The organism is Ruegeria sp., from assembly GCF_965199275.1.
Lineage (GTDB): Bacteria > Pseudomonadota > Alphaproteobacteria > Rhodobacterales > Rhodobacteraceae > Ruegeria.
Genome location: NZ_CBDAQX010000022.1, coordinates 279,292 through 294,618 on the forward strand (window position 1 = coordinate 279,292; position 15,327 = coordinate 294,618).

A 15,327-nucleotide genomic window follows, 5' to 3' on the forward strand; every position below is an offset into this window, starting at 1 on the left:
TCGTCTCCTTGTTACGCACAAGCCAGTTGAACGGGGGTGTCTGTCTGGGCGTCATGTTCGAGGAAGAACCGACGCAGCAGGTTCTGGGCCGTCAGCATCCGATAGTCGGACGAGGCTCGCCAATCGGTCAGGGGGGAGAAATCCTGAGACAGCGCAGTTGCCGCCGCTTCGAAACTTTCCCGCGACCAGGGCTGACCGTTCAGAGCAGCCTCGGCAGCAGACGCGCGCTTTGGCGTCGCGGCCATGCCTCCCATTGCGATGCGGGCGTCGCGGATGATACCGTCTTCAACCGACATATGAATACCAGCCGCGACCGAGGATATATCCTCGTCCCGGCGCTTCGAGATCTTGTAGGCGGCGTTCAGGGCCTTTGGCTGAGGCAGGGGGACGCGGATGCTTTCGACAAATTCGTCCGGTCGGCGATCCTGTTTCCCGTAGTCGATGAAGAACGCTTCCAGTGGCAAAGTCCGCGCGTCGGACCCTCGGCGTAGCGTGATTTCCGCTCCAATCGCGATCAGCACAGGTGGCGTGTCCCCAATGGGAGAGCCGTTTGCGATGTTGCCGCCCACTGTGCCCATATTGCGTACCTGCCACCCGGCAATACGATCCCAGTATGAGGTCAGGTGCGGTAGATGCTGGGACAGCAGATCCTGGCAATCGGTGTAGCTGGCACCTGCGCCGATCAGCAGGTGTCGGCCCTGTTTTTCAACTGTTTTCAGGTCTTCGAGATGTCCAGTAAAAATCGCCGGTCCGATCTTGCGTAGGAATTTCGTGACCCAAAGGCCCACATCCGTTGCGCCCGCGACGATAGTGGCTTCTGGGTAAGTCTGCAGGCACTCGGCCAGATCATCCACGCTGGAGGGAAGGATGCTTAGATTGTCCTTGGGCCCCGAGACAACGCGCCGCCCGTCTTTCAACGCTGCCAGACGCGCGGTCATGGCCTCACGTTCGGTGTTCAAGTAGTCCGAGGCTGGGGTGCCATAGCGACTGACTGCAACGGCCGCCCGAATGATCGGCTCATACCCGGTGCAACGGCACAAATTGCCCTGCAAAGCGGTTTCGACCTGCGCCTCTGTTGGCTCAGGCGTTTGCATCCACAGCGCATAGAGCGCCATCACGAAGCCCGGCGTGCAGAACCCGCACTGACTGCCGTGATGGTCCACCATAGCTTGCTGTACCGGATGCAGGCGACCTTCGTGGCCGGACAGATGCTCAACCGTCACGACATGGCAGCCGTCTAAAGAGGCGAGGAACCGAATGCACGCGTTCACCGGAGCATAGGCAAGTCCTGTCCGCCCAAGCCGCCCGACAAGTACGGTACATGCGCCGCAATCGCCTTCGGCGCAGCCTTCCTTGGTGCCGGTCAGTCGTCGTTCGAGACGTAGAAAATCCAGAAGAGTCTGGTCGGCTGATACGTCTGGAACGGATACATCCTTGCCATTCAGGACAAATCGGATGTCAGTGCGCGGCGTCATGCTAATCTCCCTCTACACCTGCCTTCGGGTGGGTCGCCGCTGGACCATAGAGTCAGAGATTGAGTCTTAAAATTGTCGGAAATGACAAATACTTTCAACAAAACGTTGAAAAAGAAATCCCGCCGTCGCAGTCTTCCCGCAGTGGGAGGAATGAATGTCATACATCGAAAGCTTGCGGGTCTTCGTTAGGGTGATGGAGCTTGGCAGCATCACGTCCGGCGGCCGGGATCTGAGGCTGACGCCGGCAGTGGCCAGCAAACGTTTGAAAGAGCTGGAAAACCATCTGGGCGTGCGTCTGTTCAACAGAACGACTCGCTCGATAACGGCAACAGAGGTCGGCGAGGTTTTCTATGATGAGGCCAAGGCCGTTTTGCTGGCGTTGGACCACGCCGAGGCGCGCGTCGCCAGTTTTTCGGACGCCCCCCGCGGCGCGATCCGCATTACCGCGCCGTTGGGGGTGGGACGCAGGATCGTAGCGCCTCTGGTCCCCGATTTTTCGGAGCGTTATCCAGAGACCGAGATCCGCATGCGCCTGTCTGACCGCAAAGTGGACATGATGGCCGATGGTCTGGATATTGCGTTCTTTATCGGAGAGCCGGGCGATTCCACCATGAAGCTGCGGAAATTCGCGGATTGTGATCGGCTGCTATGTGCCTCGCCTGAATATCTTTCGAATTTCGGCGTGCCAAAAACGCCGGATGATCTATTGCACTCTCAGCACAATTGCCTGCTGCTGCGCTATCCCAGATCGCCCGAGTATTTCTGGACCCTGAACACCGACATGGGTCCGCGCAAACTTGAGGTTCGGGGCAAATACGATGCGGATGATGGCGATGTCTTGACGGATTGGGCTTTGGCAGGCAAGGGGATCGTCAACAAACCGCGCTTCGATGTGAAAGAGTATCTCGTGTCAGGCCAGTTGGTTGAGGTTCTGCCCGCGACACCACCCTTGCCAACTATCTTCGGCTGCCTCTATCCGCATAAGAAACTTCAGGACCCCAAGATACGCCTGTTCGTGGAACACATCGCGAAACACAGCAAAAGGTTCTTTGGATAAAGCAGCAGGAGGGGCCTGTATCACCTGCTACACGTCGGGGCTTACTGGCCTCTAACCTCGCGCACCCAAGCGATGATGGTCTGGCGGGCTTCGTCATCCATTTGAACCGCGGCTGGTGGAGGCATCGCATGGCTGATCCCGGCCTGCAGATAGATTTGATCAGCCTGACGGGCGACATCGCCGGGCGTTTCAAGATAGACCTTCTTGGGAGCCCATTTCATTGTGCCATAAACTGGCTCGCGCGCATGGCACATGGAGCAGTTGCCCAAAACCGCGTCATAGGCGGCCTCGAACCCCGCGGCCGAGGCGAATTTCTGTTCATAGGGTGTCAGCTCGCGCGCTTCGGCCTCTTCCCATGTCTCACCAGATCGGACCGAGGAGAGCCATGCAATCGCGATCATCAGAAGGACCGTGACTGCCCAGGTCCAATGAGGGCCTGTTCCAGTCGCATGCATCGTGTTGAAGTAGTGGCGAATGGTGACCCCGGTCAGAAAGATGAGACTTGCAATGATCCATGAATACTCGGTGCCGAAGGCCAGCGGGTAGTGGTTCGACAGCATCAGGAACACGACCGGCAAGGTCAGATAGTTGTTATGCGTCGAACGTACCTTGGCGATCTTGCCGTATTTTGCGTCCGGGGTCCGACCGGCCTTGAGATCTGCGACTACGATGCGCTGGTTCGGCATGATCTGGAAGAACACATTGGCCGTCATGATCGTTGCAGTAAACGCCCCAAGATGCAGTAGCGCGGCCCGTCCGGTGAATATCTGGTTATAGCCCCAGGACATGATCACCAGGATTACGAACAACAACAGCATCAGAATGGTGGGATGATCGCTCAGCTTGGATTTGCACAATTGGTCATAGAGCAGCCAGCCAATGGTCAGTGACCCGCCCGAGATCAGAATTCCCTGCCACAGCGCCAGATCGACCTTGGTCGGGTCCAGCAGGAACAGCTCTCCTCCGACCCAGTAGATGATCATCAGGAGCGCAGCACCGGACAGCCATGTCGTGTAGCTTTGCCATTTGTGCCAGGTCAGATGTTCGGGCATCCGGGCGGGGGCCACGAGGTATTTTACGGTGTGGTAAAACCCGCCGCCATGGACCTCCCATTCCTCGCCATAGGCCCCATCCGGCAGCGCAGGGTTTGGCTTAAGCATCAGGTCCAATGCGATAAAGTAGAAAGATGCCCCAATCCACGCCATCGCAGTGATCACGTGCAGCCAGCGGACCGAAAAGGCGATCCACTCCCACATTACGGCCAGATCATACATGGGTTTGCTCCTAAGATTCTTTGCTTCCGCTCACTCTATGCGAGACTGCTTTGTTCTGGTATTGCTAGCAAAGACCAAGCAGTATCAAAAAATGCAAAAAAATGTCCTATCTAGATAACATCAGAACCTTTGTCCGAGTCTACGAGTTGGGCAGCATGTCCGCCGCAGGCCGTGATCTGAGGGTTTCTCCGGCTGTCACCTCAGCGCGGATATCGCAATTGGAGGAGCATCTGGGCGTGCGGCTGTTTCAACGCACGACGCGCAGCCTGACGCCGACCGAACAGGGGCAATCGTTTTATCGGGGGGCTGCTGAGATTCTCGAGGCCGTCGAAAACGCCGAGGCGCAGATCGTCAATATTACCGAGAATCTAAAAGGATCTCTCTATGCCGCTGCGCCATTGGGCGTCGGTCGCAGGCTGATCGCGCCGCAGGTGCCAAAGTTTTTGGCCGAGTACCCCGAGGTCAATGTCAGGCTGAGGCTGACAGATCGCAAAGTCGACCTGACAACAGAAGGTCTGGATCTTGCATTTTTCCTAGGGCAGCCCGAGTACAGCAACTTGCGCATTCGCAAGATCGCCGATGTTGAAAGAGTGCTGTGCGCATCCCCAAAATACATCAAAAAACGCGGAATGCCGGCAAGTGGAGACGATTTGATCGCCGACAATCACGAATGCCTCAACCTGCGCTTTCCAGGCGCGACCGAGTTTCAATGGCTTCTCAGGACTCAAACGGGGCCAAAGCGATTCCGTGTCTCTGGTCGCTATGAATCGGACGATGGTGATGTGTTGACGGATTGGGCGCTTGCGGGTCACGGGATCGCGCTTAAGCCGATCTTTGAGATTGCACAGCACCTTAAGGCCGGAAATCTGGTTCCGGTCGCAACAGAAACGCCGCCGGAACCCATTCAGATGGCGTGTCTGTTCACACACCGTCGCATGCAAGATCCCAAAACGCGGCTGTTCATGGAGTTCATCATAGAGCGTATCGGATCCTCAATCGCCGCGAACACCTAGAACGGTAGGTTCTCAGCTGCCGCGGTAGGTCGAGTATCCAAAGGGGGAGAGAAGCAACGGGACGTGATAGTGAGACTGTTCGGACATCCCGAACCGGATCGGTATCACATCCAGAAAGCGAGGTTCCTCGGGCGGCGTGCCCGACGCGTCAAGGTACGCGCCGGCATAGAAGATCAGCTCATACTCGCCCGTTGAAAACTCGGATTGCGGCAGAATTTGTTCGTCGGTTCTGCCGTCGTCATTTGTTACCAGTGCTTTCAGCAAGGTGCGGTCTGTGCCATTGATGCGGTACAGCTCGATTTTCAGTCCTTCGGCGGGACATCCCCGCGCAGTATCCAGGACATGTGTGGTAAGGTAACCGGTCATTTGTGCCACTCCTAAAGTTGCTTATTTCTTAGTCTGTTTTCTCGTCCGAGGGCAAAGCCAGACTGTCCGAAACTGCTTTTCGTATTTTTTGAAAAATTTCTTTGATTATCCGGAGTATTGAGGAACTCAAGAAGAAGGAAACAGATGTGAAGCCTTATCCACGAGATATGACCGGCTACGGCAGCGAAATGCCCAAAGCCAACTGGCCCAACGGGGCCCGGATCGCGATTCAGATCGTATTGAACTATGAGGAAGGTGGCGAAAACAACATCTTGCACGGTGACGCTGCATCCGAGGCGTTTTTGTCCGAGATCACCGGTGCAGCCCCATGGCCTGGGCAACGGCACTGGAACATGGAATCGATCTACGAATACGGCAGCCGTGCCGGGTTCTGGCGTGTTCACCACCTTTTGCAGGACCTGCCAGTGACCGTTTATGGCGTGGCAACCGCTTTGGCGCGTGCCCCGGCGCAGGTTGCGGCGATGAACAATGCTGGCTGGGAGATCGCGAGCCATGGGCTGAAATGGATCGAACACAAGGATATGGACCCGCAAGACGAGCGTGCCCAGATCCGCGAAGCCATCCAGCTGCACAAGGAAGTCACCGGTCAGCCTCCGCGCGGTTGGTACACGGGTCGGTGTTCGATGAATACAATCGGTCTTGCCGCAGAAGAGGGTGACTTTGCCTATATCGCGGACAGCTACGCCGATGATCTGCCCTATTGGATCAAGGCAGGCGGCAAGGATCAGTTGATCGTACCCTATACGATGGATTGCAACGACATGCGTTTCGCGATTCAGGCCGGATACACAAATGGTGAGCAGTTCGAAAGCTATCTGAAAGATAGTTTCGACATGCTCTATGCCGAGGGCACAGCGGGTATGCCGAAAATGCTCTCGATCGGGTTGCACTGCCGCTTGATCGGTCGTCCGGGTCGCGCCATGGCGCTGAAACGCGCGCTTGAGTACTTTAGAAAACACGACGGCGTCTGGTTCGCGACACGTGAACAGATTGCCGATCACTGGGCAAGGGAACACCCACCGATGCAACGCCTCACCCCGTCCGAAATGGACCAGCCCACCTTTGTATCCGAATTTGGCGGCGTGTTCGAACACAGCCCATGGATTGCCGAAGGCGCGTTTGACCTTGAACTGGGACCGACCCATGACAATGCGGCTGGCGTCCACAATGCGCTGGCCCGTGTTTTTCGCACCGCCACGCCCGAGCAACGCCTTGGCGTTCTGACGGCGCACCCGGATCTGGCGGGCAAGCTTGCCGCCGCCGGGCGGCTGACCAAGGAAAGCACGGCGGAACAGGCCGGGGCCGGTCTGGACATGCTGACGGATGAAGAACGCGAAACCTTTACCGCGTTGAATGAGGCCTACACGACCAAATTCGGCTTTCCTTTCATCATCGCCGTTAAGGACAACACGAAGGCCAGCATCCTGGAGGCCTTTCACCGCCGCATTATCAGTGACCGGGATACCGAGTTCGACGAAGCCTGCCGTCAGGTCGAACGGATCGCCGAGCTGCGCTTGATCGAGAAGTTCTCGGAATGACCATCGAAATTAAGCTGCAGCCCCTGACCCCCGAAGCCTTTGCGCCGTTTGGAGATGTGATCGAAGCGGCGGGTGAGGTGGACAAATACATCAATCAGGGCAAATGCGCCCGCTATCATGACCGTGCCGCGTTGGATTTCCAGGACGGCCGTGCGGGGATCAGCGTGTTCCAGTCCGAGGCTTTCAGCCTGCCGATCAGGCTGGATATGATGGAGCGTCACCCTGAGGGCAGCCAGGCGTTTCTACCATTTTCCGAAAAGCCGTTCGTTGTGGTTGTAGCTACCGATGAAGATGGAAAACCCGGCCACCCGATTGCGTTCATAACTGCGCCGGGGCAGGGGGTGAACTATCATCGCAACACTTGGCACGGGGTACTGACCCCGCTCCATGATCCGGGGCTTTTTGCGGTCGTGGATAGAATTGGAACTGGACCCAACCTACAGGAGCATTGGTTCGAGATACCATTCGTTATCGTCGAATAAATCGCCTGAAGACGCGCGGGTATCACAATATCCGTGCGTATGAGGTCGGAATTGCAACGAAAATCCAGCGCCTAGCAACATCTTCCGGGTGGAGCCACATTGGCCGGGACGGTAACCCCGGCCGTTGTAGTCCGAGGCGCGACTTGTCGCTCGGAACCAGGTATCAGTGTAGCGCGACAGAATTATTGCTCAATCCGCGACAGTTTCGTGCTCAATCCCTGTGATTTTCGCGTTGATTTCTGGCGCGACAGTTTCGTGCTCAATTTGGTGTTTGATGCGACGGTATTGTGTGCTGGAACCGGCTGCAGTCAAATTACGGGGGCGGGAGTTGTGATCGGCCTTTTCTTCATCGGAGGGCAGAAAACGGCTCGGTGAGAGCGCGGCAGAAGTCGCCGGACCAGTTCGGGTTGCGGTTCTGAAGGTGTACTGGCGCGATATCATCAAGGTGCAGGCGGTTTTGCGTTCTGAAGAACCTGATCGTGTCGCAGAGTTCCCTGATCACGGGTGATACGAGGCGTTCGGCTTCTGCATATGGCCCGCTGCCGTTGTGAAAGCTGCGTGTGGTTGCGGTATTCTGGAACCAGGTCGCGATACCTTCTTCCATTACACTGGCAACGCCTTGCCCGGGATCAATGAGGTGAACGCATTCGTGGGCGAGTTGCCAGCGCGCCCTTGCCCCGTCCTGCATTGCGGACCGGTTCAAGTGCACAATGACATGCTTGCCATGAGGATGGGTGTCCGGGAACCATGTCTTGGGCATTTCATGGCATGTATCGACAAACTCGATGCCGAGGACAGTGAAGGCGGGATCTCTGGGCCCCAGCATGGCTTCGATGTCGGACAGGAACACGCCGAGCCATCGCGTGAAGGTGCGGGGCTCAAATCTGCTGGTCGCGCCCTCCTCCTGACTTCCGACCTTTTTGTTGATCTGACTGGGTTTTTGGTTTGTTTTCAGGTGTGGTTGCTCAGAGGCGCGTTGTAGTGCCCCATTATTATAAAAAGTATTGACATGGGCCTTCAGATGGCTAACCTCTTCGCCCATGTTCATCCGCACCAAACATGACGCAAAGCTCAACCGCACACGGATCCAGATCGTTGAATCCGTCCGCACCGGCTCCAAGGTACGCCAGAAGATCCTGCGCCATGTGGGTGTGGCCCATAACGACAGCGAGATTGAGGATATCAAGCGTCTGGCGGGCCGCTTGATGGAGCAATTACGCATTGATCGCTCGCCGCAAATGGAACTGTTCACGCCCACGGAATATGCCGATCTGCAGGCGCTGGTGCGCCGCGCTCCGCGGCCGGACAAGCTTGGCGTTGATCTTGCCGAGTGCCGTGAGGAGGCGCGGGTCTCTCTGGGTCTGCGGGATGTCATGGGGACGATGTATGACCAACTGGGTTGGGGGGCCCTTCTGGGGGCGGCGCGTAAAAGTGCCAATCGCATTGTGAAAGAGCTGGTTATGGCGCGGATCGCACAGCCCGAGAGCAAGCGCGCGACCGTGGAGGCGTTGGAGAACCAGGCAGGCATCACGCTCAATCTGGACGTGGTCTATCGGAGCATGGATTACATCAATACGCCGGTGATAGACGGGATTTGCAAAACCTCTCACGCGGCGGCAGAGAAGTTGCTGGGCGGGCCAGTGACCGTGCTGTTCTACGATTGCACGACCCTGGCCTTTGACACCGAGCGCGAGGACCCGGCCGAGGATGCGGACGGGGTCGAGCAGGATCATCTTCTGGCCAAGGGCTTCAGCAAGGATGGCAAGCATCACCGCGCTCAGGTCATGCTGGCGCTGATCGTCACCTCCGATGGGCTGCCTGTGGGCTATGAACTCTTCCCGGGAAACACCTGGGAAGGTCATACGCTGGAAGCTGCGCTGAAGGCGTTGGAGGGACGCTTCGACGTGGCCAGGGTCACGTTCGTGGCCGATGCCGCCATGCTCAGCAAGGACAACCAGCAGATGTTGCAGAACAAGGGTCTGCCCTACATCCTCGGCTATCGCATGAAGTCCGCCCCGGCCGCCGTGAAGGCGAACATTTTGAGCCCGGAGGGACGCCAGCCTTGGGCTGGACACGGTTCTGAAGAGGCAACCGAGAAGGGCTGGTACAAGGTGATCGACCAGGAGGGAGCGCGGGTCATTGTGACCTGGTCACCCACCCGGGCACGCAATGATGCCCACAAGCGCGACAAGGCAATCGAAAAGCTGCACAAGAAGCTCAAGCGCTCTCGCAAACCCGGCAGCTTCAGCAGCCGGGGATATGGCCGCTTCCTGGCCTTCCCCGACAGCGGGGACGTCACGCTGGATGATGCAAAGATCAAGGCAGCGGCACAATGGGACGGGCTGCATGCCATTGTTGTTCATGGTGCGGACGAACTGGAGGCACAGGACGTCATTGCCCGCTATCACCAGTTGTGGGAGATCGAAGCCTGCTTCCGCACCAACAAGCACGATCTGAAAATCCGGCCCATCTATCACTGGTCGCCGCGTCGGGTCCGGGCCCATATCGCCATCTGCTACATGGCCTTCTGCTGCCTGCAGCACCTGCGCAAGCATCTGGACCTGCTCGGACACCCGATGAGCCCGGCTCGTATCCGCAACGAGTTGAACGCATTGCAGCTCTCGATCCTGCGCCACAAAGGCACCCCTGACCGCTACGGCATGCCAAGCCATGCCACGGTCGATGCCAGACGCATCCTCACCTGCGTCGGCCTGACCTGGAACGAAGCCCCTTTCAAGATACCCCCCGGGCGCACCCGAAAAACTGGCCAGACCAAAGCCTGAGCTCCCTCAACACTCCGAAACAATCGCTGGCGAAAAAAGTCCGTGTAGTGCCTTTTGGCAACCAAGGCATAATAATATCAATGACTTATACGAAAAAATGTCGGAAGTCAGGAATTATTGCTCAATCCGCGACAGTTTCGTGCTCAATCCCTGTGATTTTCGCGTTGATTTCTGGCGCGACAGTTTCGTGCTCAATTTGGTGTTTGATGCGACGGTATTGTGTGCTGGAACCGGCTGCAGTCAAATTACGGGGGCGGGAGTTGTGATCGGCCTTTTCTTCATCGGAGGGCAGAAAACGGCTCGGTGAGAGCGCGGCAGAAGTCGCCGGACCAGTTCGGGTTGCGGTTCTGAAGGTGTACTGGCGCGATATCATCAAGGTGCAGGCGGTTTTGCGTTCTGAAGAACCTGATCGTGTCGCAGAGTTCCCTGATCACGGGTGATACGAGGCGTTCGGCTTCTGCATATGGCCCGCTGCCGTTGTGAAAGCTGCGTGTGGTTGCGGTATTCTGGAACCAGGTCGCGATACCTTCTTCCATTACACTGGCAACGCCTTGCCCGGGATCAATGAGGTGAACGCATTCGTGGGCGAGTTGCCAGCGCGCCCTTGCCCCGTCCTGCATTGCGGACCGGTTCAAGTGCACAATGACATGCTTGCCATGAGGATGGGTGTCCGGGAACCATGTCTTGGGCATTTCATGGCATGTATCGACAAACTCGATGCCGAGGACAGTGAAGGCGGGATCTCTGGGCCCCAGCATGGCTTCGATGTCGGACAGGAACACGCCGAGCCATCGCGTGAAGGTGCGGGGCTCAAATCTGCTGGTCGCGCCCTCCTGCATGACAAGCCGTGTGACGAACTGCCCGTCAGCGGCCATTGAGGAGGATCTCTGAAAGGGCCAGATCGGCGGCTTCATTTGGCAGGCGACGGCCGAAAGCCTCAAGCAGGGTCTTGTGGAGCGCCTCGAGCGCCTCGAGTTCCTTGCGCTTGTCGTCGATTCTGGCGGCGAGATATTCCATTGAGGACGGTGTGTACTGGCTCATGTCCGATCTCCGTTGTACGTGTTTTAGCATATCCGCGCGGGCGCGTCATTGGGGCTGGGTGGCGTGCTCCGGCCATCCTTGTGCGACGTTTATGGCAAGGATTGCCTCTGCGGTTGTGGCGGCGGTGATGGCATCCTTGAGTGTGCGGGCGTGGATGCGGCGGGCGCTCTGCCAGGCCGAGAGGGCTTTGGCGAGGGCTGTGATGTCCTCTGCGCGCATGGGGACGCGGGTGTTTGCGGCATCGATCCAGACGAAGTCTTTGGGCCAGTTGGGTTCTGCGGCGGCGCGCAGGGCGGCGGCGGTGATGGCTGCGGCGCTTTTGGTATCGCCCTGCCAGGTGCGGGCGTTGTGGGTGAAGGTGGTGCGGCGTGCAAGCTCTGCGGCCAGTTGGGCGTGCTTGTGCTGCCGGGCCTCTTCGCAGGCCTGGTGCACGGCGTGCCGGGTGAGGCTGTCCCATGCGGGCTTGTCGCCGGCCTTTGCATCTTCGCGGCCATAGGGGTCGGGCTGTGTGGCGGCGGCGAATTGCGGCGGGTTCCATGTGTAGCGGTCCCACATGGTTTTGGTGATGGTCTCCGGGGGCTCGGCCTCTTCGGGGAAAGCGGTCCATGGCAGGATGTCGTGAGGCAGGGCAAGACCTGTCTCGGTGAGGGCCAGGAGCGCCTGTGCGAAGGCGTCGTAGGAGAGCGTTTGTGGCGCGGGGTCTTGTGCGGTGGGGTCTTGTGTCACTGGGCTTTGTGTCACTGGGCTTTGTGTCCTGGGTCATATCCTGGGTCAGGCGACGGGATCAGGCGAAGGGGCGGGTTTCTCGTGCGGTGAGGGTGAGATATGCGGCGGCGCTCCATGCGACCGGTGTGCGGCCGCCTCTGATGCCCGCGACGCTCGCGCCCCCGGAGCTTACGGTTCCTGTTGCGCGCAGGGTGAGCCTTTTCTGCCGGCCGACCGGAGTGAGGCGGGCGGGCAGCACCCCGCTGAGAATGGCACGGCCAGCGGCGCCGGTGGTGACGCTGATGCTGCGGGTCCGGATGACGACATTGTCGAGCCGGACCTCGAGCCTGATCCTGAAGGTCGCGCTGTTGTATCTTGTGCCCACGGCCGATTCTGAGCCCTCGCTGTTTCGGCTATGTTCGTACCAATAGGACGAGGAAGGCGGGGTGAACCCCCCGCCCGAGACCTCGAGCGCGTAGCGGATGATCTCGTCGGCACTGTCCCTGCGCACCACGATATCGGAGCCGCCATCACTGCGGCGCGTGGAGAAGCGTTGGTTTTTTCTTGTGGCCCGCGTGCCCGATGCGTCCAGTCGCCAGCGCGCGCCCCGGGCCACATCACCGATGAGGCTGTCATCGAGATGGGTGAGGGTGATGAGGCCGGGGCCGATCTGGACGCCGCCGGTGATGAGCGCGGTGTCGGCGCGCAGATGGGTGCCGTCGATCTGGCCGGCGGCGAGGGCCTCGGCCAGCAGCGTGCCGGGGATGACGGTATTGCCGTTGATGACATGGGTGACGGGGAGCCATGCGGTGCCGGTCCAGGCGCGGGTTTCGGCCCAGCCTCCGGCGCTGTCGGTGAGGGTGACCACATCGCCGGTGACATTGGCGCCGGGGGTTGCGCGATCGGCGATGCTGTTCACCCAGCCGCGCGCGCTGACGCGCCGGGCATAGCTGCCCGCCCCGCGCGCGCCATTGCTGCCATCACGCCCGTTGATGCCGTTGCGCCCGTCACGCCCGTTGCGGCCGGGGTCTCCCTTGTCCCCCCTGTCTCCCTTGTCCCCCCTGTCCCCCTTGCCGCCGGTATCGCCTTTCCTGCCCGGTCGCCCCTGCCGGCCGGTATCGCCGGTATCGCCCTTCCTGCCCGGCCGCCCCGGGGCGCCGTCGCGTGCATATCTGGTCCATTGCACCGGTCGGGAAAACGCCCCCCAGTTGCCGGAGGAGCCTTTGCGCTGGCTGGCCCAGAGATAGGGTCTGGCGGCGCTGACGTCAGGGGCATCATCAACCCAGCCCTCGGGCACATGATCGTCGAGGCGCCGCTGGGTGGCTGTTGTGCGCGGGGTGGCGGGGCGGATCGGGGTGCTGGTGGCGCGAAAGATGAACTCGACACCCGGACCATCAAGGCCCGGTCGCCCCTGCCGGCCGGTATCGCCGGTATCGCCCTTCCTGCCCGGTCGCCCCGGGGCGCCGTCGCGTGCATAGCGGGCCCAAAGCTCGGGTGGCGAAAACGCGCCCCAGTTGCCCGAAGAGCCGGTGCGGCGACTGGCCCAGAGATAGGGCGCGTCGCGCGTGATCCCGACGGGATCATCGGACCAGCCGGGGGGCACATGATCATTTGCCCTGGACTGCGCGGGCGTTGTCTGCGGTCTTGCGGGCGCCCGGCGGGTGGCGGTGCGCCGGAAGATCATCTCGACCCCGGCGCCATCCTGCCCGTCACGCCCATCCTGCCCGTCGCGTCCCGGCTGCCCGTCCTGGCCCGGGTCCCCGTCGGTGCCGTCGCGTCCCGGCTGACCGGCGGCCCCCGGGATGCCGTCGCGTGCATATCTGCCCAGGAGCGCGGGGCGCGAAAACGCCCCCCAGAGCCCCGCGCGCCCGCGCCGCTCGCTGATCCATTCATATGGCTGCTCCACGGTGACACCCAGGGGCGTGGCGGACCAGGGCGGGGGCGTGTAGCCGGGCATCTGGGCCGGATCTGTTGCCGCCCCTGTTGCCGCCTCACCCGTTTGCGCGGGCGGGGTGAGGCTGAGGGTCATGGCGGTGACGGTGTCGCGGGAGCGCAGATTGTAGAAAAGCAGCCGGAAGGTGAAGCGCTCGCCGGCCCTCAGCGTGATGTCGAGATGATCATCTGCACCGCGGCGCGCGGCATTGCCCTTGGCGCTGAAGATGGCCCAGTCGGTGCCCTGGTCGGGGGCGCCGTCCATGGTGATGCGCCAGGTGCCGGCGCGTCCCCGGGGTGCGGTGAAGCGGAACCATGTGGCGGTCCAGGCCGGGCCCGGCGGGTCGAGGCCCTTGAGGAGGGGGTATGAATGATTTGTGATCGGCCAAACGCCCTGAATCTGTTAGAGGATTCGGGGAGGCGGATAGGTCTCAGGCTGGATGTTTTCGTAGGGCATTGTGACCCTGTAGTGGAGCTTAGCCTTCGCCTGTTTCCGAACAGCCCCCATAGGGCCCGGTTTTGGCCGGTGATCCTGCATAGGAGCTTGGTTTGGCCGTTCACGCCCCATTGGGGGCTCCGCCTCCTTGAGCAGGGAGTATAGCCATGGCTTACATAGGTGTCGATCTTCATACGAATTCCTTCACGATCTGTCGGCGTGAGACGGACGGATCGGAAACATTCCAAACCTTTCAACTGTCCGCGCAGGCGCTTGAGCAGTTCTGTCAGAGCCTTGATGCGGATGACGAACTGGCGGTCGAGGCCACCGGCAACACGGCCTGGTTCTGCGGTGAGGTGGAACCCTGTGTCGGCCGGATCGTTGTGGTCAACCCGCGCCAGTTTAAAGTGATCCGCACATCGGTGAAGAAAACCGATCGCAACGATGCCCGCGCCCTGGCGTTTTTCCTGTCGAAGGACATGCTGCCGGAAACCCGGCTCAAGTCCACTCAGGAAAGCGAACTGGCCTCGCTGACCCGGACGCGTGACATGCTGGTCAAACAGCGCACCATGCTGCTGAACGGCATCCACGCGATGTTTGTCCGCCACGGCATGAAGCTGAAGAAGGAAGGGTTGTCCAGCAAGAAGCGCCTGCGCGACCTGGATCTCAGCCGCTTCACACCGCTTGAGCAGGTCGAACTGGCGGCATTGCGGGACCAGGCGCTCGGCCTGACCGAAACCCTGAGCCGTCTCGACAAGGCCATCGAGGAGGCCGCCTCGGCCATGAAAGGCTTTGAGGGGCTCACCAGCATCAAGGGGATCGGTGCGCGATCTGCCGCGGTCCTGCTGGCGGGGATCGGCAGGGTTGAAGACTTCTCCGACGCGGACAAGCTGGCCGCCTATGTCGGCATCGTGCCCAAGGTGAGCAACTCAAACGAAACCGAACATCACGGGCGGATCACGAAGCGCGGCAACAAGCTCATGCGCACCACGCTGGTGCAATGTACGCTCATCGCGATCCGCTATTCGGGATATCTCAACAGCCATTATCGGCGCATCAAGGAACGCCGTGGCGCGGGCAAGGCGATCATAGCCACTGCCCGCAAGCTGCTCAAGATCATCTATGACACGCTCAAGAACGGCTGGGTCTTCGACGATTTTGTCGAATTTAAAATCAAACAAAATCAATGTCATGCTTGACAATC

Annotated in this window: 14 protein-coding genes; 6 read left to right on the top strand and 8 right to left on the bottom strand. The window is 59.8% G+C overall.

All coding sequences use genetic code 11. The features are described from left to right. Nucleotides 1-11: 11 nt before the first annotated feature. Nucleotides 12-1,475 (bottom strand): xanthine dehydrogenase small subunit, encoded by a 1,464-nt coding sequence (gene xdhA, locus ACOERD_RS21075; protein ID WP_419740343.1) that lies wholly within the window; start codon nt 1,473-1,475, stop codon nt 12-14. A 154-nt stretch (nt 1,476-1,629) separates the two neighbouring features. Between xdhA and ACOERD_RS21080 the strand changes: the two genes are divergently transcribed. Next, a complete protein-coding gene (locus ACOERD_RS21080) occupies nt 1,630-2,532 on the top strand; it encodes a LysR family transcriptional regulator (RefSeq protein WP_419740344.1) in 903 nt (300 codons plus the stop codon). 41 nt (nt 2,533-2,573) lie between these two features. Here ACOERD_RS21080 and ACOERD_RS21085 read toward each other — a convergent pair whose 3' ends face one another. Next, nucleotides 2,574-3,806, bottom strand: a complete 1,233-nt coding sequence (locus ACOERD_RS21085) for a urate hydroxylase PuuD (protein WP_419740345.1) — start codon at nt 3,804-3,806, stop codon at nt 2,574-2,576. Nucleotides 3,807-3,907: 101 nt separating this feature from the next. On the opposite strand from ACOERD_RS21085, the gene ACOERD_RS21090 reads away from it, so the two are divergent. Further along, nucleotides 3,908-4,819, top strand: a complete 912-nt coding sequence (locus ACOERD_RS21090) for a LysR family transcriptional regulator (protein WP_419738671.1) — start codon at nt 3,908-3,910, stop codon at nt 4,817-4,819. Nucleotides 4,820-4,831: 12 nt separating this feature from the next. Here ACOERD_RS21090 and uraH read toward each other — a convergent pair whose 3' ends face one another. Beyond that, nucleotides 4,832-5,185 (bottom strand): hydroxyisourate hydrolase, encoded by a 354-nt coding sequence (gene uraH / locus ACOERD_RS21095; RefSeq protein ID WP_419738670.1) that lies wholly within the window; start codon nt 5,183-5,185, stop codon nt 4,832-4,834. 146 nt (nt 5,186-5,331) lie between these two features. Between uraH and puuE the strand changes: the two genes are divergently transcribed. Continuing rightward, nucleotides 5,332-6,744 (top strand): allantoinase PuuE, encoded by a 1,413-nt coding sequence (puuE, locus tag ACOERD_RS21100; RefSeq protein ID WP_419738669.1) that lies wholly within the window; start codon nt 5,332-5,334, stop codon nt 6,742-6,744. Further along, on the top strand, nt 6,741-7,226 hold the full coding sequence (locus ACOERD_RS21105) for an ureidoglycolate lyase (protein WP_419740346.1): 486 nt from the start codon (nt 6,741-6,743) through the stop codon (nt 7,224-7,226). The genes puuE and ACOERD_RS21105 overlap by 4 nt, the downstream gene beginning before the upstream one ends. A gap of 346 nt (nt 7,227-7,572) precedes the next feature. On the opposite strand, the gene ACOERD_RS21110 is transcribed toward ACOERD_RS21105, so the two are convergent. After that, nucleotides 7,573-8,274 carry a hypothetical protein gene (locus ACOERD_RS21110; protein WP_419740347.1) on the bottom strand — a complete coding sequence of 234 codons (702 nt, stop codon included), beginning with the start codon at nt 8,272-8,274 and terminating at the stop codon, nt 7,573-7,575. Here ACOERD_RS21110 and ACOERD_RS21115 point away from each other — a divergent pair. Further along, entirely contained in the window at nt 8,267-10,009 is a 1,743-nt protein-coding gene (locus tag ACOERD_RS21115; protein ID WP_419737624.1) for an IS1634 family transposase, read from the top strand. The genes ACOERD_RS21110 and ACOERD_RS21115 overlap by 8 nt on opposite strands. A gap of 278 nt (nt 10,010-10,287) precedes the next feature. Here ACOERD_RS21115 and ACOERD_RS21120 read toward each other — a convergent pair whose 3' ends face one another. Genes ACOERD_RS21120 through ACOERD_RS21135 form a run of 4 tightly spaced genes read right to left on the bottom strand, consistent with a single transcriptional unit; the run spans nt 10,288 to nt 13,952 of the window. After that, entirely contained in the window at nt 10,288-10,884 is a 597-nt protein-coding gene (locus ACOERD_RS21120; protein ID WP_419740193.1) for a hypothetical protein, read from the bottom strand. Continuing rightward, entirely contained in the window at nt 10,874-11,050 is a 177-nt protein-coding gene (locus ACOERD_RS21125) for a hypothetical protein (RefSeq protein ID WP_419737950.1), read from the bottom strand. The genes ACOERD_RS21120 and ACOERD_RS21125 overlap by 11 nt, the downstream gene beginning before the upstream one ends. A 45-nt stretch (nt 11,051-11,095) precedes the next feature. Further along, nucleotides 11,096-11,791, bottom strand: a complete 696-nt coding sequence (locus ACOERD_RS21130) for a DUF4376 domain-containing protein (RefSeq protein WP_419740348.1) — start codon at nt 11,789-11,791, stop codon at nt 11,096-11,098. Between the two features lie 43 nt (nt 11,792-11,834). Next, nucleotides 11,835-13,952: a hypothetical protein gene (locus ACOERD_RS21135; RefSeq protein WP_419740349.1), complete on the bottom strand. Its 2,118-nt coding sequence runs from the start codon at nt 13,950-13,952 to the stop codon at nt 11,835-11,837. Between the two features lie 338 nt (nt 13,953-14,290). Between ACOERD_RS21135 and ACOERD_RS21140 the strand changes: the two genes are divergently transcribed. Further along, complete coding sequence (locus tag ACOERD_RS21140) at nt 14,291-15,322, top strand: IS110 family transposase (RefSeq protein WP_419737763.1); 1,032 nt, start codon at nt 14,291-14,293, stop codon at nt 15,320-15,322. The last annotated feature ends 5 nt before the right edge of the window (nt 15,323-15,327 follow it).